This is a genomic window from Heyndrickxia sp. FSL W8-0496 (assembly GCF_038007825.1).
Lineage (GTDB): Bacteria > Bacillota > Bacilli > Bacillales > Bacillaceae_C > Heyndrickxia > Heyndrickxia oleronia.
This window is the reverse complement of sequence record NZ_JBBOXX010000001.1, coordinates 2,082,477-2,106,067: the sequence shown is the minus strand read 5'-3', so window position 1 is coordinate 2,106,067 and position 23,591 is coordinate 2,082,477. Positions and strand designations below refer to the sequence as shown.

At 35.0% G+C, this 23,591-nt stretch carries 27 protein-coding genes; 2 read left to right on the top strand and 25 right to left on the bottom strand.

Translation table 11 applies throughout. The annotated features are described in order from the left end of the window. Nucleotides 1–14 precede the first annotated feature (14 nt). The 9 genes from panC to NST63_RS10620 all read right to left on the bottom strand — a co-directional run bounded on the left by panC (nt 15) and on the right by NST63_RS10620 (nt 7,573). Nucleotides 15–863, bottom strand: coding sequence for a pantoate--beta-alanine ligase (gene panC, locus NST63_RS10660; RefSeq protein WP_078110641.1), 849 nt, complete (start codon nt 861–863; stop codon nt 15–17). 1 nt (nt 864) lies between these two features. Continuing rightward, nucleotides 865–1,698: a 3-methyl-2-oxobutanoate hydroxymethyltransferase gene (gene panB, locus NST63_RS10655; RefSeq protein ID WP_078110640.1), complete on the bottom strand. Its 834-nt coding sequence runs from the start codon at nt 1,696–1,698 to the stop codon at nt 865–867. A 298-nt stretch (nt 1,699–1,996) separates the two neighbouring features. Then, nucleotides 1,997–2,980 carry a biotin--[acetyl-CoA-carboxylase] ligase gene (locus NST63_RS10650; protein ID WP_078110639.1) on the bottom strand — a complete coding sequence of 328 codons (984 nt, stop codon included), beginning with the start codon at nt 2,978–2,980 and terminating at the stop codon, nt 1,997–1,999. Continuing rightward, on the bottom strand, nt 2,950–4,158 hold the full coding sequence (locus NST63_RS10645; RefSeq protein ID WP_212942850.1) for a CCA tRNA nucleotidyltransferase: 1,209 nt from the start codon (nt 4,156–4,158) through the stop codon (nt 2,950–2,952). The genes NST63_RS10650 and NST63_RS10645 overlap by 31 nt, the downstream gene beginning before the upstream one ends. Beyond that, complete coding sequence (gene bshA / locus NST63_RS10640) at nt 4,155–5,309, bottom strand: N-acetyl-alpha-D-glucosaminyl L-malate synthase BshA (RefSeq protein WP_341042047.1); 1,155 nt, start codon at nt 5,307–5,309, stop codon at nt 4,155–4,157. Before bshA ends, NST63_RS10645 begins: the two co-directional genes overlap by 4 nt. Beyond that, the gene (bshB1, locus tag NST63_RS10635) at nt 5,306–6,013 is read right to left on the bottom strand and encodes a bacillithiol biosynthesis deacetylase BshB1 (RefSeq protein ID WP_212942854.1); all 708 of its coding nucleotides are present in this window, start codon (nt 6,011–6,013) and stop codon (nt 5,306–5,308) included. The genes bshA and bshB1 overlap by 4 nt, the downstream gene beginning before the upstream one ends. Next, nucleotides 6,006–6,419: a methylglyoxal synthase gene (gene mgsA, locus NST63_RS10630; protein WP_212942856.1), complete on the bottom strand. Its 414-nt coding sequence runs from the start codon at nt 6,417–6,419 to the stop codon at nt 6,006–6,008. The genes bshB1 and mgsA overlap by 8 nt, the downstream gene beginning before the upstream one ends. A gap of 12 nt (nt 6,420–6,431) precedes the next feature. After that, entirely contained in the window at nt 6,432–7,235 is an 804-nt protein-coding gene (dapB, locus tag NST63_RS10625; RefSeq protein WP_341042045.1) for a 4-hydroxy-tetrahydrodipicolinate reductase, read from the bottom strand. A 5-nt stretch (nt 7,236–7,240) separates the two neighbouring features. After that, entirely contained in the window at nt 7,241–7,573 is a 333-nt protein-coding gene (locus NST63_RS10620; protein WP_058002379.1) for a nucleotide pyrophosphohydrolase, read from the bottom strand. Nucleotides 7,574–7,775: 202 nt separating this feature from the next. Between NST63_RS10620 and NST63_RS10615 the strand changes: the two genes are divergently transcribed. Continuing rightward, nucleotides 7,776–8,648, top strand: coding sequence for a YitT family protein (locus tag NST63_RS10615; RefSeq protein ID WP_058002378.1), 873 nt, complete (start codon nt 7,776–7,778; stop codon nt 8,646–8,648). Between the two features lie 53 nt (nt 8,649–8,701). Here the strand turns inward: NST63_RS10615 and NST63_RS10610 are convergent, their stop codons facing one another. The 7 genes from NST63_RS10610 to NST63_RS10580 all read right to left on the bottom strand — a co-directional run bounded on the left by NST63_RS10610 (nt 8,702) and on the right by NST63_RS10580 (nt 13,619). Then, complete coding sequence (locus tag NST63_RS10610; RefSeq protein ID WP_071976092.1) at nt 8,702–9,373, bottom strand: zinc metallopeptidase; 672 nt, start codon at nt 9,371–9,373, stop codon at nt 8,702–8,704. 58 nt (nt 9,374–9,431) lie between these two features. Next, on the bottom strand, nt 9,432–10,214 hold the full coding sequence (gene ypjB, locus NST63_RS10605; RefSeq protein ID WP_251337181.1) for a sporulation protein YpjB: 783 nt from the start codon (nt 10,212–10,214) through the stop codon (nt 9,432–9,434). A 76-nt stretch (nt 10,215–10,290) separates the two neighbouring features. Next, the gene (locus NST63_RS10600; RefSeq protein ID WP_058002375.1) at nt 10,291–10,884 is read right to left on the bottom strand and encodes a DUF1405 domain-containing protein; all 594 of its coding nucleotides are present in this window, start codon (nt 10,882–10,884) and stop codon (nt 10,291–10,293) included. Between the two features lie 83 nt (nt 10,885–10,967). Continuing rightward, a complete protein-coding gene (locus NST63_RS10595) occupies nt 10,968–11,738 on the bottom strand; it encodes a menaquinol-cytochrome c reductase cytochrome b/c subunit (protein ID WP_071976094.1) in 771 nt (256 codons plus the stop codon). A 66-nt stretch (nt 11,739–11,804) separates the two neighbouring features. Next, on the bottom strand, nt 11,805–12,479 hold the full coding sequence (gene qcrB, locus NST63_RS10590) for a menaquinol-cytochrome c reductase cytochrome b subunit (protein ID WP_058002373.1): 675 nt from the start codon (nt 12,477–12,479) through the stop codon (nt 11,805–11,807). Nucleotides 12,480–12,493: 14 nt separating this feature from the next. Continuing rightward, entirely contained in the window at nt 12,494–13,003 is a 510-nt protein-coding gene (locus tag NST63_RS10585; RefSeq protein ID WP_212942862.1) for a QcrA and Rieske domain-containing protein, read from the bottom strand. Nucleotides 13,004–13,160: 157 nt separating this feature from the next. After that, the gene (locus NST63_RS10580) at nt 13,161–13,619 is read right to left on the bottom strand and encodes a YpiF family protein (RefSeq protein WP_212942864.1); all 459 of its coding nucleotides are present in this window, start codon (nt 13,617–13,619) and stop codon (nt 13,161–13,163) included. Nucleotides 13,620–13,914: 295 nt separating this feature from the next. On the opposite strand from NST63_RS10580, the gene NST63_RS10575 reads away from it, so the two are divergent. Continuing rightward, nucleotides 13,915–14,295 (top strand): hypothetical protein, encoded by a 381-nt coding sequence (locus tag NST63_RS10575; protein ID WP_212942867.1) that lies wholly within the window; start codon nt 13,915–13,917, stop codon nt 14,293–14,295. Nucleotides 14,296–14,435: 140 nt separating this feature from the next. Here NST63_RS10575 and NST63_RS10570 read toward each other — a convergent pair whose 3' ends face one another. The 9 genes from NST63_RS10570 to aroC form a co-directional block, all read right to left on the bottom strand. Continuing rightward, nucleotides 14,436–14,984 carry a ReoY family proteolytic degradation factor gene (locus tag NST63_RS10570; RefSeq protein WP_212942869.1) on the bottom strand — a complete coding sequence of 183 codons (549 nt, stop codon included), beginning with the start codon at nt 14,982–14,984 and terminating at the stop codon, nt 14,436–14,438. Between the two features lie 34 nt (nt 14,985–15,018). Then, nucleotides 15,019–16,290, bottom strand: coding sequence for a tetratricopeptide repeat protein (locus NST63_RS10565; RefSeq protein ID WP_341042042.1), 1,272 nt, complete (start codon nt 16,288–16,290; stop codon nt 15,019–15,021). A 14-nt stretch (nt 16,291–16,304) separates the two neighbouring features. Continuing rightward, nucleotides 16,305–17,192 (bottom strand): hypothetical protein, encoded by an 888-nt coding sequence (locus NST63_RS10560; RefSeq protein ID WP_341042041.1) that lies wholly within the window; start codon nt 17,190–17,192, stop codon nt 16,305–16,307. Between the two features lie 84 nt (nt 17,193–17,276). Beyond that, nucleotides 17,277–18,560, bottom strand: coding sequence for a 3-phosphoshikimate 1-carboxyvinyltransferase (aroA, locus tag NST63_RS10555; protein WP_212943544.1), 1,284 nt, complete (start codon nt 18,558–18,560; stop codon nt 17,277–17,279). Nucleotides 18,561–18,583: 23 nt separating this feature from the next. Continuing rightward, a complete protein-coding gene (locus NST63_RS10550; RefSeq protein WP_341042040.1) occupies nt 18,584–19,690 on the bottom strand; it encodes a prephenate dehydrogenase in 1,107 nt (368 codons plus the stop codon). A gap of 27 nt (nt 19,691–19,717) precedes the next feature. Next, a complete protein-coding gene (gene hisC, locus NST63_RS10545; protein ID WP_341042039.1) occupies nt 19,718–20,821 on the bottom strand; it encodes a histidinol-phosphate transaminase in 1,104 nt (367 codons plus the stop codon). A 6-nt stretch (nt 20,822–20,827) separates the two neighbouring features. Beyond that, the gene (aroH, locus tag NST63_RS10540) at nt 20,828–21,193 is read right to left on the bottom strand and encodes a chorismate mutase (protein WP_212942879.1); all 366 of its coding nucleotides are present in this window, start codon (nt 21,191–21,193) and stop codon (nt 20,828–20,830) included. Nucleotides 21,194–21,206: 13 nt separating this feature from the next. Next, complete coding sequence (aroB, locus tag NST63_RS10535) at nt 21,207–22,271, bottom strand: 3-dehydroquinate synthase (protein ID WP_341042038.1); 1,065 nt, start codon at nt 22,269–22,271, stop codon at nt 21,207–21,209. Nucleotide 22,272: 1 nt separating this feature from the next. Next, on the bottom strand, nt 22,273–23,445 hold the full coding sequence (gene aroC / locus NST63_RS10530; protein WP_212942883.1) for a chorismate synthase: 1,173 nt from the start codon (nt 23,443–23,445) through the stop codon (nt 22,273–22,275). Nucleotides 23,446–23,591 lie beyond the last annotated feature (146 nt).

Below are 23,591 nucleotides of genomic sequence, written 5' to 3'. Positions count from 1 at the left end.
TTCTTTTGTGCAATCTACCGGACATCAAGGATGAGATTATCAATTAATCTTGCTTTTGAAAACTTAACTGCTATTGCGATGATAACCTTCCCTTCAATGACATCTAACGCTTTTAATGATGGATAAGAATATATTTCAACATAGTCAATCTCACCACTTGTATTTAATTGAAGATGATCAATCACCATTTCTATAATCCGTTTTTTAGATTTTTCACCAGAGTTAATTGCAGTCTTTGCCTTTGTAAGACTTTTATATAATTCTTTTGCCTCAACTCTTTCTGAATCCGATAAAAAGACATTTCTTGAGCTTTTTGCTAAACCATCAAGCTCTCTATTTGTTTCAACAGCAATAATTTGGATAGGTAAAAAGAAATCCTGTACAAGTCCATCAATCACTGCAATTTGCTGTGCATCTTTCTTACCGAAATATGCTCTCTCAGGCATAATTAGTGAAAATAGCTTTAACAAAATGGTAACTACTCCATCAAAATGGCCAGGTCTACTTCTCCCGCAAAGTACCCCGGCTCTTTCCACGACAGTAATTTGATTATTCATTTTATTTGGATACATTTCCTCAACGGAAGGTGCAAAAATATAGTCCACTCCTGCTGCTTCTGCTAAACGTTGATCATGTGCCAAATCTCGTGGATAGGAGTCAAAATCTTCATTTGGTCCAAATTGAGTAGGATTGACAAAAATACTCATAATCACGATATCATTTTGTTCCTTAGCTTTTTCCACTAAAGCTAAATGGCCTTCATGTAAATAGCCCATGGTAGGAACAAATCCGATACTTTCATGATTTTGTCTATGCTGCTTAACTATTTTCGAAATCGTCGTTCTATCTGTCACCAATTTCATTTTATTTTCCTCCGTAAAGTGTAGACAATTCCTCTTGTTTCATAGTGAACGTATGCTTATCCTCTGGGAATTTACTCGTTTTCACATCTGCCACATAATTTTTTAGTCCATTCAAGATTAAATCATTACTATCTGCATATGTTTTTACAAATTTAGGTACTCGTTCAACTCCGAACATCGTTAAGTCATGAAAAACTAATACTTGACCATCAACATCTACTCCTGCTCCAATACCAATGGTTGGAATACTGATGTTAGCTGTCACCTCTTTTGCTAATTGCTTTGGTACACATTCTAAGACAATTGCAAAAGCACCTGCTTCTTCACATTTTTTTGCATTTTCAATCAACTGTATAGCTGCATCTGCCGTTTTGCCTTGAACCTTATATCCCCCTAAGACACCTACAGTTTGAGGGGTTAAACCGAGATGTGCCATAACAGGAATACCTGATGATGTTAACGCTTCAATCATTGAAATTACATGTCCAGCACCTTCAACTTTTACAGCATTCGCACCACCATTTTGAATAAGACTAGCAGCATGTTTCAACGTTTCCTCCCGGCTAAGATGATATGTCATAAATGGCATATCGGTAACGACAAATACATCACTAGCTCCTCGTTTTACAGCTTTTGTATGATGTATCATATCCTCAATCGTTACAGGTACTGTTGAATCATACCCTAAAACAACCATCCCTAAAGAATCACCAACTAAGATCATATCCATATTGGCCTGCTGTGCCAATTTTGCAGTTGGAAAATCATACGCGGTAACCATGGTGATCTTTTCCTTATTTTGCTTCATCATTTTAAAATCTGTCGTTTGTTTCATCATGTTTCCTCCCTTAGTATTTGACTAGGGGAGCATCCAACCTTGCTTTTTATGGTTCTTGACACAAAGTCTAATTTACTGGTTCATATTTAGAACGTTTGATGCAAAAAAAGCCCTTCCGCAAGGCAGAAGGACTCCTGTTATTAGTAAATGATTGACCCATCCTCCGTCCCCGTCCAATTCATGGATCAAGGCAGAACAATATTCTATTAATAATAAATGTAAGCAAGGTGCAGTTCCTTTTGGATACTACCCGAGTAAATTATATCAAAATATTTCATTACTTACTATCCATTTTTTATTTTCCTACCTCAATATCCGCAGAATAAATATCATGAATGACACCATTTTTATCCTGGATTTTTAATACGCCTTCATCAGAGATACCTATTGCTTTACCAGCTATCACTTCATTAACGGTACGAGCAATAATGTCCTTCCCAATACTGATGGCATAGCTTTCCCATAATAACTTTAATGGAGCAAAGCCTTTTTCTAAGTAAATCTGATAATACTTTTCCAAATTAGCTAGTATTTGTTGAATAAGTATAGAGCGGGACAGCTTTCCACCATTTTCAATTGCTATTGATGTTGCAACTGAATGCAATTCTTCGGGAAAGTCTTCTCTCGTTTGGTTAACATTAATTCCGATTCCAATAATAATAGAGTGAATTTTATCCGAATCTGCTTGTAATTCCGTCAATATGCCGGTTACTTTTTTTCCTTTTATTAAGATATCATTTGGCCATTTAATTTCTGGTTGTAGGTCGCATAGTTGTTCGATTGCCTGTACAACTGCAACTGCAGTAATCAAAGTAAATTGCGGTGCCTTAAAAGGTGGAAGTTTTGGTCGTAACACAATGCTCATCCATATTCCAGTAAACTTTGGAGAATGCCAATGTCTAGTTAGTCTTCCTCTTCCATTCGTTTGTTCTTCAGCTACCACTATTGTTCCTTCTGGACAACCTTCTTGTGCTAGTTGATGGGCCACTTTTTGTGTCGAATCAATTGTATCTAAATATTGAATCATACTACCTAGTTTAGAAGTTTTCAGGCCTAAACGAATTTCATTTTCTGTCACTCTGTCCATTGTCGATATAATTCGATACCCCTTTTTACGAACAGCCTCTAGTTCAAATCCTTCTTTTCGCAGCTCCTCTATATGCTTCCATACTGCTGTTCTTGAACAACCTAAAATATCAGCAAGTGCTTGTCCTGATAAAAATTCTCCATTTGCATTGGTAAATGCCTCTAGCAATCGTTTGCGAATGGGAGATTGCATGTTCGACTCCACCCCTTTATCTCATCTCTATCATTGGCAATTTCTTTATTTAAAATGGCCAATTCAATCTGTTGCAATAAATCCTTAATCCAAGGTCCACCGGGTCGATTAAACCAATTTATTAAGTCTTCCCCTGAAATGACTATTTCTTCACGTGTCTTAATCGGCATGATTGAAAATTCATTCTCGATTGTTTCCTGGATCATGTATATCGACTGTTTATTCAATGTTTGATATACTACTTCAACATCAATCGCAATATCCTTTGTTGCATAAAAAAGTGAAGCAACTGTCCAAGAACTTTGATATCTTTCCTTCAAGACCGAAAGAGCTTTCACAATGTATTTCATTTGTTTAGATGGCATTCGCCATTCTCTTAAGAAATTCATCGGTTCGTTTACATCGATTAAGGCTAATATTAAAAGCCATGTTTGATTTTCGGAAAGTGCATTCACATCTAATTCTAAGCATTGTTTCAATTTATCTGTATGGTCTTTAAAACCGGGTAAGTAATCAATAATTTGACAATCAAACAATAGAGTTAAAGCTTGTTTTTTATTGCTGCCTCTAATTAACTTTGTAAATTCTGCGAATATACGCTCTATCGCAATATGCTTTAATAAATAGGCATTTTTACTAATTGCCAGCTTTGTGCCCATATGCAATGAAAACCCAAGTTGACTAACAAATCGAACCGCTCTCATCATTCTTAATGCATCTTCATGGAATCGTTCTTTTGCATCTCCAACTGTTTCAATTAATTGATCATTAATCGCTTGTATACCATTAAACAAATCAATGATTTTTCCTTTTTTATCCATGGCTAATGCATTCATAGTAAAATCTCTTCGTTCTAAATCCTTTGTCAATGAACGGATAAAATCAACCGTTTCTGGTCTGCGATAATCGCGATAATCAGATTCTGCACGAAAAGTAGTAACCTCATAGCCAATCCCGTCGAAGAGAACAAGTATCGTTCCATGTTCAATACCAATATCTACTGTTTGACTAAAAATTTTTTTTACTTCCTGAGGAGTAGCAGATGTTGCAATATCAACATCATCAATTTTTCGATCTAGTAAATAATCTCGGACGGAACCCCCGACAAAATATGCATCAAATCCATTACTTTCTAATGCCTCTAAAATTGGGATGGCACTTAGAAATGGTTCATTCATTCCATCCCCACCTTTTCTGTGTCTGGTATTAGATGGTAATAAATGTCTTCATATTGTTCAATTATTTTCTCTGACATAAACTGATGATGAACGGTTTGAATCGCATTTTCAGAAAACTCATTGTGTATTTTTTCATCTTCAAGAAGCTTTAACGCATAGCTTGAAATCATTTCAATATTTCCTAATTCACAAACATACCCATTCATATCATCTGTAATTACTTCTGGAATTCCACCAATATCGGTTCCAATACATGGAACACCACAGGCCATAGCCTCAAGAGCTACTAATCCAAAACTTTCCTTTTCTGATAGCAAAAGCATTAAATCACTTATGGAGTATAATTCTTCAAGATTATCTTGCTTTCCTAACATGAGCACGTCTTCATTTAGTTGTAATTCATTCACTAATTTGCATACGATTGTCATCTCGGGACCATCACCAACTAAAAGGAGTTTAGCAGGTAGTTTCTTTTTTATTTTGGCAAAAACCTTAACTACATCTGGTACTCTTTTCACATTTCGAAAATTAGATACATGGATGATGATTTTCTCATCTGGTGAAATTCCATATTCCGTTTTTAAATCACTTGAATTAACTTTTCTGTATACCCGTTCATCAATAAAATTATAGACTGTATCAATTTCTTTCTTTGGTTGGATTAGATCATAAGTTTGTTGAACTAAAGCTTTTGAAACAGCAGTCACATAATCAGATTGCTCTATACCAAAGCGAATCGCTTCAGTTAAAGAAGGATCATACCCCAACACAGTAATATCTGTTCCATGTAAAGTCGTTACAATCTTTACATTAGTCCCGGCCATCTGTTTTCCTAATATTGCACAAACAGCATGAGGCATTGCATAGTGAACATGGAGAATATCTAATTTTTCTCTCTTTATCACTTCTGCCATCTTACTAGCTAAAGCAATATCATAAGGTGGATATTGAAATACAGAGTATTGATTCACTTCGACCTGATGAAAATAGATATTATGATACATCTTATTTAAACGGAATGGGATGCTTGAAGTAATAAAATGGATTTCATGGCCTCGCTCTGCAAGAAATTTTCCTAATTCTGTGGCTATGACACCTGAACCTCCAACAGTCGGGTAACAGGTAATTCCAATTTTAAGCTTTTTTCTCATTCTCCAATCACATCCATATTTAATATAAGCGGCTTTTTCGTTTTAAAGCCCTCGGCAAATTTTACTCCAACTTCTTTTCCGAACATTCTCTCTCTCGCTTGTACAGTTTCAATATAGCCATCTGTTAGCGGTGTCCTTACACCTGTACTATTTATCACAAACTGGCTCTGGTATGTTTCTAAGCTTTCTACTTTTTTATCCATATAGTTGGTTACATCAATGACAAAATCAGGATGATGAAAACCATTTATCATATAATGATATAAACTTTTTGGTTTATGTGGAGGCAAATTTAAACTCGTTTCAAATTTTCTAATTCCCGCAGAAAATATTGCCTCTTCTACTAATTTTGCACAATTACCATGGTCAGGATGTCTGTCCTCTAAAAATGGCGCAAAAACCACTGTAGGTTTATATGTACGGATGACTTCTACAACCATGCGTATATGTTCAGTGGTAAGATAAATTCCACGATCAGGAATTTTTAATGAGATCCGTTCCTCAACACCTAAAATTGAGGCAGCCTTTGCCGCCTCAATCTTTCGATTTTTAACTGTTCCATTTGAAGACAATTCTGCTTCTGTTAAATCACAGATGACGACTTTTTTCCCTTCACTCGTCCATTTTGCAATCGACGCGGCCATTCCAATCTCTACATCATCTGCGTGTGCCCCAAATGCTAATATATCTATTTTCTTATTCATGCCTTGTTTCACCTCTAATAATACTTCGCCATTGTAAATCGCCTTTTTCTAGCCCACGAACAAGAACTTCGGCAGTACCCATATTCGTTGCAAGGGGAACGGAATATACATCACATAAACGAATTAATGCGGTCACATCTGGTTCATGTGGCTGAGCTGTTAATGGATCCCTAAAGAAAATAACCATATCCAGTTTATTATTTGCGATTAATGCTCCTATTTCTTGATCGCCACCATATGGCCCTGATTGGAAACGGATCACTGGTAGGTTTGTCTCTTCGTTTATCCTTTTCCCAGTCGTACCTGTTGCATATAATCGGTGCTGTGCAAAAATATCTTTGTATGCTGTCACAAACCGAATCATATCATCTTTCTTTTTATCATGTGCAATTAATGCAATCTCCATATCCTATGCCCCTTAATCAATAATATTTTCCAATCCGTAGACTAATGTATTGATTGCCAATACTGTTTCAATGGATAATTTGACCCCTGACATAAAGGAAGAACGATTATACGAATCATGACGAATTGTTAAGGATTGTCCATCTGCACCAAATAACACTTGCTGATGTGCAATTAATCCTGGTAAACGGACACTATGTATATGCATTCCATCAAAGTTGGCTCCTCTAGCACCAGTTATACTTTCTGATTCATTTGGATGTCCCTGTTGCTTTTTCTCCCTTGATAAAGAAATCATCTCCGCTGTTTTTACAGCTGTTCCAGAGGGTGCGTCAAGTTTCTGATCATGATGCATTTCAATTATTTCTACATCTTTAAAATATTTTGCAGCTAATTGGGAGAACTTCATCATTAACACCGCACCTATAGCAAAATTAGGTGCAATGATACAACCAATATTTTTTTCTTCTGCTAATTGTTTCAATTCTATTAGTTGTTCTTGGGTAAAACCTGTTGTTCCTACAACAGGTCGAACTCCATACTGTAGGGCAGTTTTTGTATGTAAATAACCAACTTCAGGTGTAGTTAAGTCCACAAATACATCTGCATTTGATTTCTGAAGGCATTCTTCTACATTTGAATATACAGGAATATTTTTGTATAATTGGAAATCTTCTATCTCGTGTAACATTTTCTGATCATGCTTATGATCTAAAACACTCACAAGCTCAAATTTTTCTTCGTGAAAAACCAGCTTGACTGCTTCTTTTCCCATTCTTCCACGAGGCCCTGCAATAATTACTCTCACTTTATCCATAATATTTACTCCTTTTCTTTTTTCGTCCATCTATCTTTATCACGTGTATTAAATTTGTACATTACTCTTTCATGAGCTTCTTGTAAATTTATATTTAATGAATTAGCTAAACAGATAAGAACAAACTGTAAATCTCCTAACTCTTCTTCCACCGTTTTTTCCTTTTCTGTATTCTTCTTCGGTTTCTCTCCATAATAATGATTAACTTCCCTTGCTAATTCACCGAGTTCCTCAGTTAAGCGGGCAACCATCGCTAATGGGCTAAAATAACCTTCCTTGAATTGTCCTATATAATCATCAACTTCTTGCTGCATTTGTTTTATTGTTTTTTCTTCCAATATCAATTACACCTCACTTATTTCTCTCTTCATGTTAGCTAAAACAAAAAATTTTTACAAATGTTTTAATTTATTCTAGAACCAAGCATTGCCAGTTGTAAATCCGTTTTATATAATGAGAACGTTGTGCTAATTTTGATTTTATTAACTTTTTCTTGAATAACTTGGACAATCTATACTCAAAAGGACAGGAGGAAACAACATGCTTCGTGGTTTAAAAATAAAAAATATTTTATTTATTCTATTAGGCTCTGCTATTTTTTCATTTGGTATCTATCACTTTAATATGCAAAATAATCTTGCTGAAGGTGGATTTACCGGTATTAACCTGCTATTATATGCCCTTTTTAACATAGATCCTTCCTATTCAAACTTAGTGTTAAACATTCCGGTATTTATTATCGGTTGGAAATTACTTGGGAAAAGAGAATTTATTTATACGGTGATTGGAACAATTGCAACATCCATATTTCTATGGATCTTTCAAAGGAAGCATTTAAATATTCCACTTGAGCATGATATGTTTCTTGCTGCTTTATTTGCTGGAGTATTTATTGGTATTGGCCTAGGGATTATTTTCCGTAATGGTGGTACAACAGGTGGCGTTGATATTATTGCACGATTAATATTTAAATATAAAGGATTAGCCATGGGTAGAACGATGTTCATATTTGATGCATGTGTCATCACTCTTTCCCTTTTGACCTATTTGAATTATCGTGAAGCCATGTATACACTAGTCGCTGTATTTGTTGGTGCAAGAGTGATCGACTTTATGCAGGAAGGTGCTTATACCGCAAGAGGAGCATTAATTATTTCACCAAAGCATGATGAAATCGCTAATTTAATTATGAATGATATGGAAAGAGGAGTAACAGTTCTACAAGGGCGAGGCTCCTACACAAAGGAAGAAAAAGATGTACTCTATTGTGTTGTTGGAAAAAATGAAGTCGTCCGTTTAAAAGGATTGATAAATGCCGTAGATCCACATGCATTCGTTTCCGTTACAATTGTTCATGATGTATTAGGAGAAGGTTTTACTCTTGATGAAAATAAGAAACCCATTGAAGTTTAAATTCATTTCCACAAAGTATAAAAAGGAAGGCATGTTATCATGCCTTCCTTTTCTTAATCATCACTTCTATTTGTAAAAATTAAGACCAGCCTTAACAATTCAAGAACTGCAACAGCTGCAGCAGCTACATATGTTAATGCAGCAGCATTAAGCACCTTTCTTGCATCATGCTCTTCCTGATTATTAATTATGCCTAATGAGACAACTTGATCCATTGCTCTTGACGAGGCATTAAATTCTACAGGGAGTGTGACTAATTGAAATAAAACCCCTAAAGCCATTAAAACAATCCCAATTAGAAGAAAAGTTTGACTAGCGAGTAATCCAATAATAATGAAAATCCAAGAAGCATTTGAACTAATATTTGCTACAGGAACAAGGGAGTGGCGAAATCTTAACGGACCATAGCTCTCTTTATCTTGAATAGCATGACCAACTTCATGGGCTGCAACAGCTGCTCCAGCAACAGAATTGCCATGATAGTTTGAAGAAGATAAATTTACCGTTTTCGTCATTGGATTATAATGATCACTCAAAAAGCCACTATGTTCAACCACTTTTACATTGTATAAACCATTTTCGTCTAAAATTCTTCTAGCTACTTCTGCTCCATTCATACCAGTAGTATTTGGAACTTCCGCATATTTCTTAAAAGTTCTTTGTACTTTAACCTGCGCCCAAATCGGAATAAGAGCAATAATAATATAGTAAATAATAAACTGCATTGGTTTCCTCCATATCTCGATGATATTACTATTATTTTATTCAATTCAGGTGAAATGGTCAATCATAATGCTCTTTTTGCTTCGTATGTTTTTCTCCTCTGTATTTTCTCCAGCCAACATACGATAATGTCATGACAATAATACTTCCTGTTGTAATAATCACCCACCATAATGAAGGATCTGTTTCATCCTCAGATAATTTATCGAAAATATGTTGTAAATCCGACTCTATAATATCTAATTGTACTAACTGTGTGTCATCTTCAATAATTCGATTTCTAAACTTATCAATGAAAGAAATATCAGAATCTAACTTTTCTAATTTTTCTAAGGACAAATCCACCTTTAAACTTGGTTGAATTAATGAATATTTTTCTAAAAACATAGTAAGTGCTGCTTCATATGCCATTCGGTCCTTCTCTTTAGCCGCTTCCTTAATTTGAGAAAATGCCCCCATAATTGGCTCCTGTAACTCTGTCCACATTGGTTGATAGTGAGAATTAATTGCATCAATCACTAATCGGAACGTAGTTACTTTATCCATTTTTTCTCTAGGTTCTAAGCTTACTTTATTTATGGCACGAATAGCATCATTATATGACATCATGACTATTTTTAATTCATCCATTGTTAATATCGAGCCGTAGGATGTCTCTTCAATAAATTGGTCTTGAAATTGTTCAAGAAATTTTTTAGCAGCTTCAAACCGGCCAATCTTTGTCATTTGTAAAGCTTCATCAGCAATTTTATCTAACCTATCTAGTGGTGAAGTTTCCGCCGCACGAATATGAGTGGAAGTCAAAAAAACAAGCGAAAATAGAAGGATTAATATTTTTTTCATCCTTGTCCCTCCTCAAACTACTAATAAAGTGTATGAGAAGATGGACAAGATTAGACCTGAATTTAAATAGGACTAATTAATAGATCGTTAATTTAAGACTATTTTTTCGAACGGAGAAATAATAGCCGATTGCTAACGATAATATGCTTAGCCAGAACGTAAAATATCCAATTTCCCGAACATAGATTGCCAATGCACCGTATTTCGGATATTGCATAAATACGTAGTCAATTACATCATTATGTAAGGTCCAGATAGCTACTATTATAATATGTTTAAGCTTTATTCGATAAAAAGGAGAATATAATATCCCTTCTATTGCCATAGCTCCATGTGACATAATTAGCATATACCCTTGCCATGGCAATTCTCCAGTCACAATTAAGGTTAAAATGTTCATGACTACGGCCCAAACCCCATATTTAAATAAAGTAACGATTGCTAAAGCTTCAATGATCGGCCAATTTTTTTTCAATAAAAACGCAAATAATACAAGAGTGAAAAACAAACTAGCTGTAGGGCTATCAGGTACAAAAGGAAGGAATATTGTCGGAGTAACATCAAATTGAGGTTTATACCATATATATCCATAAATTGTCCCTAATAAATTTACGATTAATAACACCCACAAAATATACCGATTCGCTAATATTGGATATAATAACTTCATTACGTACCGCCTTTCCTCTCACTCCCCAAATGACTTGAAATAGAAAGAAAAGCTGGCAAAAACGCCAGCTTTATCTCTTTCTATTATTCAGCTTTTAACCCTGAAATAAATTCAGATAGCTTTTTCAATTCATCGTCAGAACCTTTAAATTGATTAGCTGGCATATTGCCTTTACCTTCTTTAGCAATTTTTGCAACTTCATCAGCACTTAAACCAGTACCAATTAATGATGGAGCTGCAGGGCTACCAACAAGGTTTTCTCCATGACATGTAATACATGATTGTTTAGAAATAATTTGGTAGCCTTCTGAAGATTTATCAATATCTGCTTTCGCAACAATTTTTCCTTGCTCAGCCGCTTTTTCCCAATCATGGTGAGCCGCAGCTTCCCAAGTTAAATAGAAGACTGCCGCAATGGATAATAGCATAAATCCAGTAGCTAACGGACGTTTTAATGGACGTCTATGTGGTCCACGATCAATAAATGGAGCTAAAAGTAATCCTACAAATGCAATACCAGGAATAATTAGTCCAATGATATTATATGGACCTGATGCATAGGAATATTTCAACATTTGATAAAGGAATAAGAAATACCAGTCAGGCATTGGAATATAACCTGCATCAGCTGGGTCAGCAATACGCTCTAATGGTGCTGGATGTGCAGCAGTTAGGCATAAAAATCCAACTAAGAATACAGCACCGACCATCCATTCCTTTAATAGGAAGTTTGGCCAAAAGGCTTCTGTTTTCCCTGGATATTCCGAATAGTCCTTAGGGCCCATTTTTTTACGAACCGAAGGGTCAAGAACACGTGAATCCCCTACAAATTTCATCCCTTTTCCACGATGCATTATGTCCCCCTCCTTCTTATAAAGAGTCAAAAATTTCTTAAATCAATTATTATAGCGAAATTAATTTTACAATGGTCCAGAAATACCTTGTTTACGGATCATTAGGAAATGGGCAGCCATTAATCCTAATAATACTGCTGGCAAGAAGAACACGTGAATCGCAAAGAAACGTGTCAATGTTTGTGCACCAACAATATCCGGATGTCCTGAAAGTAGTTCTTTCGCATATGGCCCTATTAATGGTACAGAATCAGCAATTTGCAATGTAACTTTTGTCGCAAATAACGCTTTCATATCCCAAGGTAATAGGTAACCAGTTAAACCTAAACCAAGCATAACAAATAAAATAAGTACCCCAACAATCCAGTTTAACTCACGAGGTTTTTTGTACGCGCCTTGGAAGAAAACACGAAGTGTATGTAAGAAAATCATAACAATAACTAGACTTGCTCCCCAATGGTGCATACCACGAACAATTTGACCGAATGCTACTTCATTTTGAAGATAGTAAACAGACTCCCAAGCGTTCTTAATATCCGGTACATAGTACATTGTTAAAAACATACCAGATAAAATTTGGATTACCGTAATGAAGAAGGTTAATCCACCAAAGCAGTAAACAAACGCTGAAAAATGATGCGCCGGGTTTACATGTTCTGGTACTTCATGATCAGCGATATCTCGCCATAAAGGCGTAATATCTAAGCGCTCATCTACCCAATCATAGATTTTATTAAGCAATGATTACGCCTCCTTTACTTTACAAATGGATTTTCTTTCGGTTTTCCTAAGTACAAGTAACCATCCTTAACCTTTGTTGGATACGCATCCAATGGTGCAGACGGTGGTGTACCAGGGACGTTTTTGCCATTTAGCTCATAGCGTCCACCATGACAAGGACAATAGAATTGATGTGGATGTTGTTTGTTTTCGCCCCATGTTACGTTACAGCCTAAATGTTTACAAATCGGTGACAATGCGATAATTTCGCCCTTATCATCTTTATAAACCCATGCAGTTTGTTCTACATCTGACTTATACCATGCATCGACTTGTTCATATTTAAACACGACACGTTGTGGTTCATTTGTCAGATCAGCTACTTTTTTTGGCGTAGCGTGAAACTCACCAGCACCTCTATGCTGTAGAACTGGGTCTACTGCAAAACGAACCATTGGCATTAAAATTCCAGCTGCCATAAACCCTCCTACACCTGTAAGTGTGTAGCTAAGGAATTGACGTCTTGTTACAGGATTCTTGCTCATCCTTTTCCCCCCTCTAACAGTAAGGTAAGTCCAATGGACATTAATATAATACGCACAAATACAAACTAGGACATAACCATGATATATCAATCTTTCAACTAGGTCAATATGTCACTACTTTAAAAACATGTCAACAATGTGACGATTATCCGAATTATTATATAGTTTGCCATTGTTTTACGATAATATTTATTAATTGTTTAACTTGATCCTCTAAAATGGAATGTTTATATTGTTCTTCCATATGTTCAAGCGGGATAGAAGGTGTCCAGATCAATTTCCCCTCTGTTTTTTCTTGCTCCCTCCATGAGATATCAGAAGTTATATAAAAGATATGGGCAAAACCACTTTCTTTCAATTTCATCTCCCAATTTAGAAGCATGTCCATTTTTTGATGATCTTCCAATGTATTTAAATACGTAAAAGCTGGAAATAGAAGCAATCTTCCTTTAAATTGCCTTTCTAAATGTAAGGATAATAGCTCAATGAATTCACCTTGTGAAGCAGCTTGTTTCATTTCTGATCCAATTGCAATGGGCAATAAGGGGACGACTGCGGTATCAATAAACTGCTTCTCCTTTAAATAAAGATCAATATCTTTACCATTCCATTTCATATAAATTCTCCTTTATGTATATTTAAATTTAATTAATCTATTTTAAAGATCACTCCTATTTTACTAAAAACAAATAAAAATTGTAGAATTCATTAATATTTTTTTTCATTAATAAGTATTAGTATTTATTTTCATTTATTGTTCAATGCAATTTATTGCCTCTGACACTAATGTTGTATTTATAAATTTTCCCAAAAAATTTCAATATACAAAAAATGGAACTAATGGACTATTTTATAAATTTTGAATATATGTAATAATTTACCTGTAAAAATAATTAATTGGAGGTAAAAATTTGAAAAAATTTAAAGTGTTTTTGTCGGTACTTTTATTGTCAGTGTTTAGTATTGTTGGTTATGGTGAAATTAAGGCATCAGCAGCTAATATCGAGCAAGTTACTCCTAATGCAGCGTTTAATGTTAGTGTAACAAGTACTTCATGTAGTGGCGGATGCAGGGTTGGTTTAAAACTTACAGCAACCCCAGGTGCTAATGTTGAATTAATTTTTGGAATAGGTAGTGTAGAAATAAAGAGAAGGATGGTTTACAATATACCTGCATCAGGTGTGGTTTATGTAAGTGAAACATTACCTGGGCCAGGTTCATATTCGGTTGGTGCTCATCAAAGAACAAAAGGCTATCAATTTGCTACCACTTCCTTTACTTTAAAATATTAATGTTAATAAATATAATTAAAGCTTGTAGACGATTTGTCTACAAGCTTTTTTATTAATTATTTTTGGTTAAAAATCATATAAGTTCTGAAATATTCATGATTACCAAAGTAACCTTCTCCTCTTAAATTAACAAGGAGAAACTAGTCGACATTTAATTGTTTAAGCTGCTCTGTTAATTTGTTAAATGAATCTAAGTCATGGTTATCAAGAGCTTCATCAATTTCCTTTAATAATTTTTCCCGTTGAAATCCTAGAATACTTTCCTGTAAAAATTTTTCAGCAACTATACGATCTTCATCATTTATGCGTAATAAATTTGGCATAAATGGATTCTCTTCAAGCACAGCGGCATACTGATAAGAAAGATTAGCTGATTTGAAATTTAACTGGATGTAAATATCTTCCTCTCGATTTAAGCGAATATCATGAAACGATTTTTCAGCATCAGTAGTCATAATATTTTCTTTATAAAATCGGAATGGTACATTATCAACACAATGGGTAGACATTATTAATCCTCGAGGACAAAATTGCGCTTCTTCAACAAAATGAACCTTTTCCATTAATTGGTCATGACTCATTAAATAATTTAAGATCCAGACTGATTCCCTTCTCTTTAATTGATAATGATTCAAAAACCAGCGTATAAAATCTTTTTTCTCGTTGACAGATACAGGGGTGGCAGCCAATGTAATCCCTCCTCTGCATAATGAATATATGCGATTAATGATCTTCTAGTCGTTCCAAGAGTGAGATCCATTCCTCATTTAACGGATCATCATGTAAAAGTGTTTGAAAAATTTCAATTGCTTCTGATCTCTTTCCTTCTTCCATTAAGAAGTAACCATATTCCGCTAAAAATTCTGAATGATTCTTTAAGTCATTATATGCTTGCTGATAATGTTTTAATGCATCTTGATATTGTTCTAAAGCTTGGAAAGAGATTGCAGCATCCCAATGTAATTGTGGATCGATGTCACCTTCTTTTTCCATTTGCAATGTAATTTCTAAGACATCTTCATAGCGCTGTTGGTGAAGAAGAAGCTTATTTAGTGTTAAAGCAGCATCAATATAACCTGAATCTAAAACAAGTGCTTGTCGAAAATATTCTTCAGCAAGCGACTCATCTCCTAACTTTAACGCAAGCTTTCCACCAAATTGGTATAATTCTTTATTAAATTCATCTACTGCTATGCCAGATTTTACAGCTTGCATCGCATTTTCTAGATCCTCTTCACTTTCATAACATTTTCCTAAATACAAATAAAGTGAATGATATTCAGGATCCATTTCTCTCAATTGTATAAATAATTCGATAGCCTTTTTGAAAAATCCTGCTTGATAGGCGGTCAATGCATAACCAAATAATGTATTTATTTCATTATTTTCTTCAACGGCTCGTTCAAAGAAAGGTAAAGCCTCTTCGAATTTTCCGGCTGAACTCAGTACTTCAGCTAAACGTCCATTTATATCCACGCCTGCAATTAAAGTTTTTCCTCTATTAAGAAGCTCTTCATAGAACTTTATCGCTTCATTATTTTTCCCCTCCGATGCATAGAGTTCCCCTAATGCGAAATCAATAATGGATTCGTCTGGAAGTAACTGTTTTGCCTGACGTAGTTTATTCTCACTCACTTCCACTAATCCTTGCATTTGGTATAAATCCGCTAAAATTAGTAAAGCTCGCGGATAATCAGGATCATCCTCTTGGATTGAATCTAAATAACTAATTGCATCAGATTCCTTATCCATCTCAATGAGTATTTCTGCTAATGAAACTTTTAATTCACCTTCATTTGGATATGAGACAAGTAATAGTTCATAAAGTTCCTTTGCTTCATTTAAAAACCCTAATTGCAATAATTCCTCAGCTATTAAATATTTTTCTTCATCATTATTTGAATTTTTTATTTTAAGAAAAAGATCCTTTGCTTTATCCATATCTCCATTTTCTAGTAACTGAATCATTTTCTCTATATTTTCGTGTATGTTCATTTTCTTTCCCTTTCTTACACAAAGAGGGAAGTTCTTCTTATTATTATTTCTTCCCCGAAACCTGGACGAAATGCCACATGATTCGCCGTAGTAATTACTCGCCCTTTGTGTACCATAATCGCTAATCTACTATTATCATAAAGAATCTTACTCTGTTCAGCAACTATCCCGTTTTTAAAATAAAGATTATAATTGATTTCTCCCCCAACATGCAAATCTCCTCTCTTAGGGTATAAACCAAATTTCTTTAAGTCTTTTATTGAAATTGGGGTTTTTTGCAGCAATTCTTTAGAAAGTTTCGGAATTTTCTCTTTTCCTAACACATCATTCCATTGTTTTAAGATCAATTTTCTTTTTGACTCTTCTTTAGTTAATAAAGTCGGTACTAGTATAGGATTATAAGGAAACATTGCTTCTCTTATCCAACCCCATGGAATATCGTTTATAGTAGATTCATCTTGAATTTCTAATAAAATTATGGCAATTTTTTCCTTTTTACACTTTCGAATCAAACTAGTTGATAGTTTTTCTAATGGTAGTCTTATGGCAATACAATAATCAACAGGACTATTGAGTAATGTTATTCTTTTTTTATGTAGTTCTTCATCAAATTGGAATTCATATTGAATGGCGAAAGACGTAATAATCGTATGACAACCTTCTTGAAGAAAATTTTGAATGAAGTACTGTTTTAGTAATGGAAACGAGGTGTTGGGGAGTTTTTCGTCTAGCATCACATGTGTAGGTGTCATGATAAATGACGCTACATTCATTTTCATTAATGATGATTTCATCTTAGTTGCTTTAATTGAATGGAAGCTATTGTTTTTAATAATAAATGATTGCTGCTTAATGTCTTTTGCTTCTTCAGAGTATATATCTGCATTATCTATGATATACATACTTTCCCCTCCATCAAATAACTATATAGACAAGCTATGTTTAGATGGAGGAGAAAATGACAGGATGACCTGTAGATTTTTTTCTTATTTTTTTGTTAAATAATGTAAATGTTCAAAGAAATTCGGGTAGGAAACACTGACTGCTTCTGCTCCTTCGATATATACATCTTCTTGGCAAATTAAGGCAGCAATACTTAGCATCATCCCTATTCGATGATCTCCATAGCTTTTTACTTTTCCACCTTTTAGAGGTGTTTTCCCATAAATAATCATTCCGTCCTCTGTAGCTTCAATCTTTGCTCCAAGAATAGACAATTCCTTTACAACCGCATCAATTCGATTCGTTTCCTTTACTTTCAATTCTTCTGCATTTTTAATAACCGTTTTCCCACTTGCTTGGGTAGCTAAAAGTGCAATTATTGGCAATTCGTCGATCAGACGTGGAATCAACTCACCTCCGATTTCGATTCCCTGTAAATTACTCGTTTTTACAGTCACTGTACCTGATGGTTCGAAATTACTCAAAGTATTTTCTTTTACTTCAATGGAGGCACCCATTTTTTGTAAGACTTCAATAATTCCTGTACGAGTCGGGTTTAAACCAACGTTTTCAAGAATTACTTTACTCTCATTCACTATCACTGCAGCAACCATAAAGAAGGCTGCAGAGGAAATATCCCCTGGAACTTGAATATCTGAAGCTACTAATTTTTGTTTTCCAGATATCTTTATTGTATTTTCATTAATGGTTAAACTTCCACCGAATTGTTTAATCATTCTTTCTGTATGATCTCTCGTAGAAGCAGGCTCTATAATTGTCGTTTCACCTTCTGTTTGCAATGCAGCTAAAAGAAGACAGGATTTAACCTGAGCACTTGCGACAGGTAACCTATACTGTATAGGATGCAATGTACCACCTACAATAGATAATGGGGTATAATTCGCACCTCCCCTGCCATATATTGCCGCTCCCATTTGTTTTAATGGGTCTGTTACACGATTCATCGGTCTTTTAGCAATGGAATCATCTCCAATGATGACTGAATGAAAGGGCCTACCAGCAAGTAATCCAATAATAAGCCGTGTCGTTGTACCAGAATTCCCAACGTCTAATATTTCAACAGGTTCCTTTAAGCCATCAAAACCATTTCCATGTATTTTTATTTCGCCATTCTGCTCCTCTATCTTGATCCCAAGCTTTCGAAAGCACTCAATCGTGCTTTTACAGTCTGCTCCGTATAAGAAGTTTTTTACAGTCGTTATCCCTTCTGCAATCGCTCCAAACATAATGGCTCGATGAGATATCGATTTATCACCGGGAACATCAATTGTTCCATTCAATCCCGATTTTCTTGATTGTAGATGGATCATTTCGGCAACACCCCTTTTTTTTATTGTATGAATAGTTCATAATTGGTCCTATTTTTTAAACAAACCATCGCTTGTTCCCGATCTTGGATTGTTTGAAAACTAATTCGCAATACTCCATAAATGTCTTCTCTCGTTTCCAAAATTCGGATATTTGTAATACTTATTCGTTCTTCAGCTAAGTACCCAGTTATTTCGGAAATAACCCCTGGATAATCAGGTACATCGACATATAAATCATAAAAAGAATGGATGACACCTTTTGTATGTATGGGTAAGCCATCACGATAAGATTTTGCATTAGCAAAAAATTGATAGATTTTATTATATTCATCATCTATCAGCATTTGTTCGATTTTCTGCATTTCTTGTTTCCATTCACACATAAGCTGTAATAATACATCCTTGTTACGCAAAGATATATCAGTCCACATATGTGGGTTAGAGGAGGCAATCCGTGTAATATCTCGAAATCCACCAGCTGCTAATCTTTGCAATAATGGATAGATCTCTTGATATTTTTTTGCATGCCCTACTAATGACGCTGCAATAATATGAGGAAAATGACTAAGAATACCGGTCATTTCATCGTGTTCATCTGCGGTTAATTCAATAAACTTAGATTTTGTACCAACTAATAAATGTTTTAATTGGTTCACTTGTTCCGTCATGATTGTATGTTCGGGTGGAGTTAGCATGTAAAAGGCATTTTCAAATAACAAACGTTTGGCAGCTACCACTCCACTTTTATGTGATCCTGCCATCGGGTGACCCCCAATAAAAGAAATACCTTTCTCAATAAATAATGCAGCCTTTTTCATAATTGATTTTTTTGTACTTCCTGTATCGGTGATAATAACGCTTTGTTTTAATGGCAATAATGCTAATTCTTCCATTACTTTTTCCGTTTCAAAGATTGGAATAGACAAAATAATGAAATCGGCATCAATGGCACCTTGTTTGATGCTCTCTACCATATCATCGATTACTTTTAAAATTTTTGCCTGATTAGCTATCTCTGCATCCCGATCATAGCCGATAATTGTAGTATTTGGGTGCTCATTTTTAATTGCTAAAGCAACCGAACCTCCAATTAGACCTAATCCGATAACGAATATTTTCTGTTGCAACTCTTCTCCCCCTGATGTGTATAAATTCTAATTTATCATCGATGCTTGCTTCAGAAATTCGAGCATTGCATCCATAACACCATCATTTTGTTCTTTTGTACCAATTGTTACACGAACCGATGTAGGAAAACCTAATGCTTTCCCTGAACGAACAATATATCCCTTTGAGAGTAAAAATGAGAATACCTCATCACCATCATGTGCAAAATCAATTAAAATAAAATTTCCTTGTGAAGGATAATAATTTAGATTTTTTTTCTCACAAAATTGATAGAAACGTTCTAATTCCTCATGATTTAATTTCCTACAATTTTGAACAAAGCTTTGATCACTCAAAGCTACTGATGCTACTTTTTGAGCTAAAACATTTGTATTGAATGGTTGTCGGACAGGTTCAAGTGCTTGAATAATTTCTTCAGATGCAATTCCATATCCTATTCTAAAACTTGCAAGACCATAAATTTTAGAAAATGTTCTTGTCACAATTAAATTTGGATATTGCTGGATTAATACACGTGCATCATAATAATCTTCAGCGCAAACATATTCATAGTAAGCTTCGTCTAATACCACTAGTACATCTTCAGGTACTTTCTTTAAAAAACTCTGTAATTTTTCATCGTTAATATATACGCCTGTAGGGTTATTAGGACTACAAACCCAGACAATTGCTGTATCCTGATTAATTTGAGTAAGCATTCCATCTAAATCATGTTCCCCGTTTATTAACGGTACCTCTCTTATCTCAGCACCTTCTAATATTGCATTATGCTTATATTGTGAAAAGGTAGGATTGGCCATCACTGTATTTTTTCCTGGCTCTAGTAGAGCATTAGAAATAATATGTAGCAGTTCATCTGTTCCATTTGAGAAAATTAACTGGGTTGGCTTCACCCCTAAAAATTCAGCCGCTTCTTTTCGTAATTGGGTTGAATATCCATCCGGATAATAAGAAAATGTTGAGCTACCCTCTTTATCTAATAAGTCCTTTACTTTTAGTGAGTAGCCATACGGATTTTCATTTGATGCTAATTTATGAATTTCATCTAAATGAAAGGCTGCTTTCACCTCTTCTATTGATTTACCTGGTTGGTATGCCTTAAGATTTAAAATTTTACTATTCCATTTCATGAATATTCACTCCTTTATCAAATCTGGTCTCAGAGTTACTGCATCTTTTAAATAGATGTGTATAATATCTTGTTGAGCTTTATCTGTATTTACATGAATCATCACACGGATACAAAGAGGGAGACTTCCCTTTACATTAATTTCCTTCATACACATCACAGGTACATATTTCCATGAAGAAAACCTTCTCAATGCTTTGGCAGGAAACTCGGCATTGATATCTGCTGTTACTGATATGAAAACAGAAGCAACATTAGCTGCTTCTATGGCATTTTGTTCTATCAATTCCTTTATTAATTCCTCTGTCGAGTTCACAATCTCATTTTCATCATTTTGTGTAACTGTTGTCGCTCCCCTAACTCCGCGTATCATTTTACCCCTCCTATTAACTCATCATATAAAATGTTTCCCTTAATACAGGCACATCTACAGCTGTTAATACGGGTTCTCCTATGCTTTTAAGTAAAACAAAAACAGGTTTATTTGCAACAGACTTTTTGTCTCTTTTCATTAATTCGTATATTGTATCAAATTGTGTGGATGAAGGAATTTTCCACTGATACCCTAATCTTTCAATCCAATTTATAAATGAATCTAAATCAAACTCCAATCCAACAAGCTTTTTGCTTAATAAAAGAGCGTAAACCATGCCACACATAACTCCTTCACCATGAGTAAGATTACCAAATCCCGCATGTGCTTCTAATGCATGACCAAGTGTATGCCCAAAATTCAAATAGGCTCGTACACCACTTTCCCTTTCATCAAGACCTACAATTTTCGCTTTCACTTCAATTCCTCTTTTTAAATAGGTAGGAAGCTTGTCACTAATTACTTCTTCAATTGACTGGACATGATTCATGAGTTCATTTAAGAAATTAACATCCGCAATCAGAGCATGCTTAACCACTTCTGCAAATCCGCTTTTAATTTGTCTCACAGGCAAAGTATTGAGATAGTTTGTATTATAAATAACAATATCTGGTTGATAAAAAGCGCCAACCATGTTTTTACCAAGCGGATGATTGATGCCTACCTTTCCACCTACTGCACTATCATGAGCTAATATTGTGGTTGGGATCTGTATAAATGCAATTCCACGCATATATGTCGCTGCGACAAAACCGGCTAAATCACCAATAGCCCCTCCACCAAACGCAAGAATCACTGATTTTCGATCAAGACCCACTTTTAACGCAAAGGAAATACAGTCTTCATAAACCTTAAACGTCTTCGCTTTTTCTCCACTTGGAGTCGTATAGACTTCATAATCTATTCTTTCTGGGATACTATCAATGATCGTATTTAAATGAAGACGATTGACCGTTTCATCTGTCACCAATAGTACCTTTGAATATTTATTCAGTCTCATATGTAATGAATCTAAAATATCTTCCCCTATAAACACTTCATAATTTTTTGAATCAGTAAAAATCGCTACTTTTTCCATACTAAAAAAACCTACTATATGTTTTTTCTTTTTCTACGATTTCCTTTAATGTTTCAAAACGATCACTATAATACTGTTCAACTATTGCAGATGCTACTTCCCAAGCAACCACTGCTTCAGCAACAACACTAGCAGCAGGAACAGCACAGCTATCTGAACGTTCAATACTTGCTGTAAATGGTTCTTTTGTTTCAATATCAACACTTTGTAGAGGCTTATATAATGTAGGGATAGGCTTCATTACACCACGAACAACAATTGGCATACCGGTGGTCATTCCTCCCTCAAAACCACCTAAACGGTTGGTTCGTCGTTCATAGCCTCTTTCCTCACTCCAAAGGATCTCATCATGAACCTGACTACCTGGTATATGAGCCATTTCAAATCCCAGACCAAACTCAACACCTTTAAATGCATTAATACTCATAATGGCTGCAGCAATCTTAGCATCTAACTTCCGATCATAGTGCACATAACTCCCTACACCTGATGGCATACCTTCCACTATCACTTCGACAATTCCCCCAATGGAATCGCCATTCTTTTTAGCTTTATCAATCGCTTCCATCATATTCTTTTCTGCTTCCTTATCAATACAACGAACAGGAGATTTTTCACTTCTTTCTTTTAATTCATCTATGCTAGAGTATTCCAATGCATTTGCACGAACTCCGCCAATTTCAAGCACATGTCCTGCAACTTTTATCCCTAGTAATGCTAATAGCTTTTTTGCCACTGCACCTGCAGCTACTCTCACAGTCGTTTCACGTGCAGAGGAACGTTCTAATACATTACGCATATCACGATGACCATACTTTATACCGCCAACTAAATCAGCATGTCCTGGTCTTGGGCGAGTCACTTTTCTTTTGATTTCTTCATCTTGACCTTCCTCTAGTGGTTCTATCCCCATTATTTTGGTCCAATGTTTCCAATCCTTATTTTCTACAACCAAAGCTAATGGTGATCCAAGTGTTAAACCATGGCGAACTCCACCTAAAATGTTTGCGCAATCGGTTTCGATTTGCATTCTCCTTCCACGACCATAACCTTTTTGTCGTCTTGCTAATTCAGTGTTAATATCCTCAGCTGTTAAAGGCATTCCCGCGGGTAGCCCTTCAATAATCGTCGTAAGTTGTGGGCCATGGGATTCACCAGATGTTAAGTATCTCATTTCCTCTTCCTCCTTCAGTACTTTAAAGGATTTATGTATCACTATAACATAACTTCCAATAGAGATAAATAAAATTTTGAATTTTTACGATAGTCAAAAACCCTTATACAAATCTAAAAAATAGTAATTAAATTAATCCTATTAAA

Coding starts and splice junctions, on each gene's coding strand:
- panC (WP_078110641.1), bottom strand. CDS start 863: ATGAAATTGGTGACAGATAGAACGACGATTTCGAAAATAGTTAAGCAG.
- panB (WP_078110640.1), bottom strand. CDS start 1,698: ATGAAACAAACGACAGATTTTAAAATGATGAAGCAAAATAAGGAAAAG.
- NST63_RS10650 (WP_078110639.1), bottom strand. CDS start 2,980: ATGCAATCTCCCATTCGCAAACGATTGCTAGAGGCATTTACCAATGCA.
- NST63_RS10645 (WP_212942850.1), bottom strand. CDS start 4,158: ATGAATGAACCATTTCTAAGTGCCATCCCAATTTTAGAGGCATTAGAA.
- bshA (WP_341042047.1), bottom strand. CDS start 5,309: ATGAGAAAAAAGCTTAAAATTGGAATTACCTGTTACCCGACTGTTGGA.
- bshB1 (WP_212942854.1), bottom strand. CDS start 6,013: ATGAATAAGAAAATAGATATATTAGCATTTGGGGCACACGCAGATGAT.
- mgsA (WP_212942856.1), bottom strand. CDS start 6,419: ATGGAGATTGCATTAATTGCACATGATAAAAAGAAAGATGATATGATT.
- dapB (WP_341042045.1), bottom strand. CDS start 7,235: ATGGATAAAGTGAGAGTAATTATTGCAGGGCCTCGTGGAAGAATGGGA.
- NST63_RS10615 (WP_058002378.1), top strand. CDS start 7,776: ATGCTTCGTGGTTTAAAAATAAAAAATATTTTATTTATTCTATTAGGC.
- NST63_RS10610 (WP_071976092.1), bottom strand. CDS start 9,373: ATGCAGTTTATTATTTACTATATTATTATTGCTCTTATTCCGATTTGG.
- ypjB (WP_251337181.1), bottom strand. CDS start 10,214: ATGAAAAAAATATTAATCCTTCTATTTTCGCTTGTTTTTTTGACTTCC.
- NST63_RS10600 (WP_058002375.1), bottom strand. CDS start 10,884: ATGAAGTTATTATATCCAATATTAGCGAATCGGTATATTTTGTGGGTG.
- NST63_RS10595 (WP_071976094.1), bottom strand. CDS start 11,738: ATGCATCGTGGAAAAGGGATGAAATTTGTAGGGGATTCACGTGTTCTT.
- NST63_RS10585 (WP_212942862.1), bottom strand. CDS start 13,003: ATGAGCAAGAATCCTGTAACAAGACGTCAATTCCTTAGCTACACACTT.
- NST63_RS10580 (WP_212942864.1), bottom strand. CDS start 13,619: ATGAAATGGAATGGTAAAGATATTGATCTTTATTTAAAGGAGAAGCAG.
- NST63_RS10565 (WP_341042042.1), bottom strand. CDS start 16,290: ATGAACATACACGAAAATATAGAGAAAATGATTCAGTTACTAGAAAAT.
- NST63_RS10560 (WP_341042041.1), bottom strand. CDS start 17,192: ATGTATATCATAGATAATGCAGATATATACTCTGAAGAAGCAAAAGAC.
- hisC (WP_341042039.1), bottom strand. CDS start 20,821: ATGAAATGGAATAGTAAAATTTTAAATCTTAAGGCATACCAACCAGGT.
- aroH (WP_212942879.1), bottom strand. CDS start 21,193: ATGATACGCGGAGTTAGGGGAGCGACAACAGTTACACAAAATGATGAA.
- aroB (WP_341042038.1), bottom strand. CDS start 22,271: ATGGAAAAAGTAGCGATTTTTACTGATTCAAAAAATTATGAAGTGTTT.
- aroC (WP_212942883.1), bottom strand. CDS start 23,445: ATGAGATACTTAACATCTGGTGAATCCCATGGCCCACAACTTACGACG.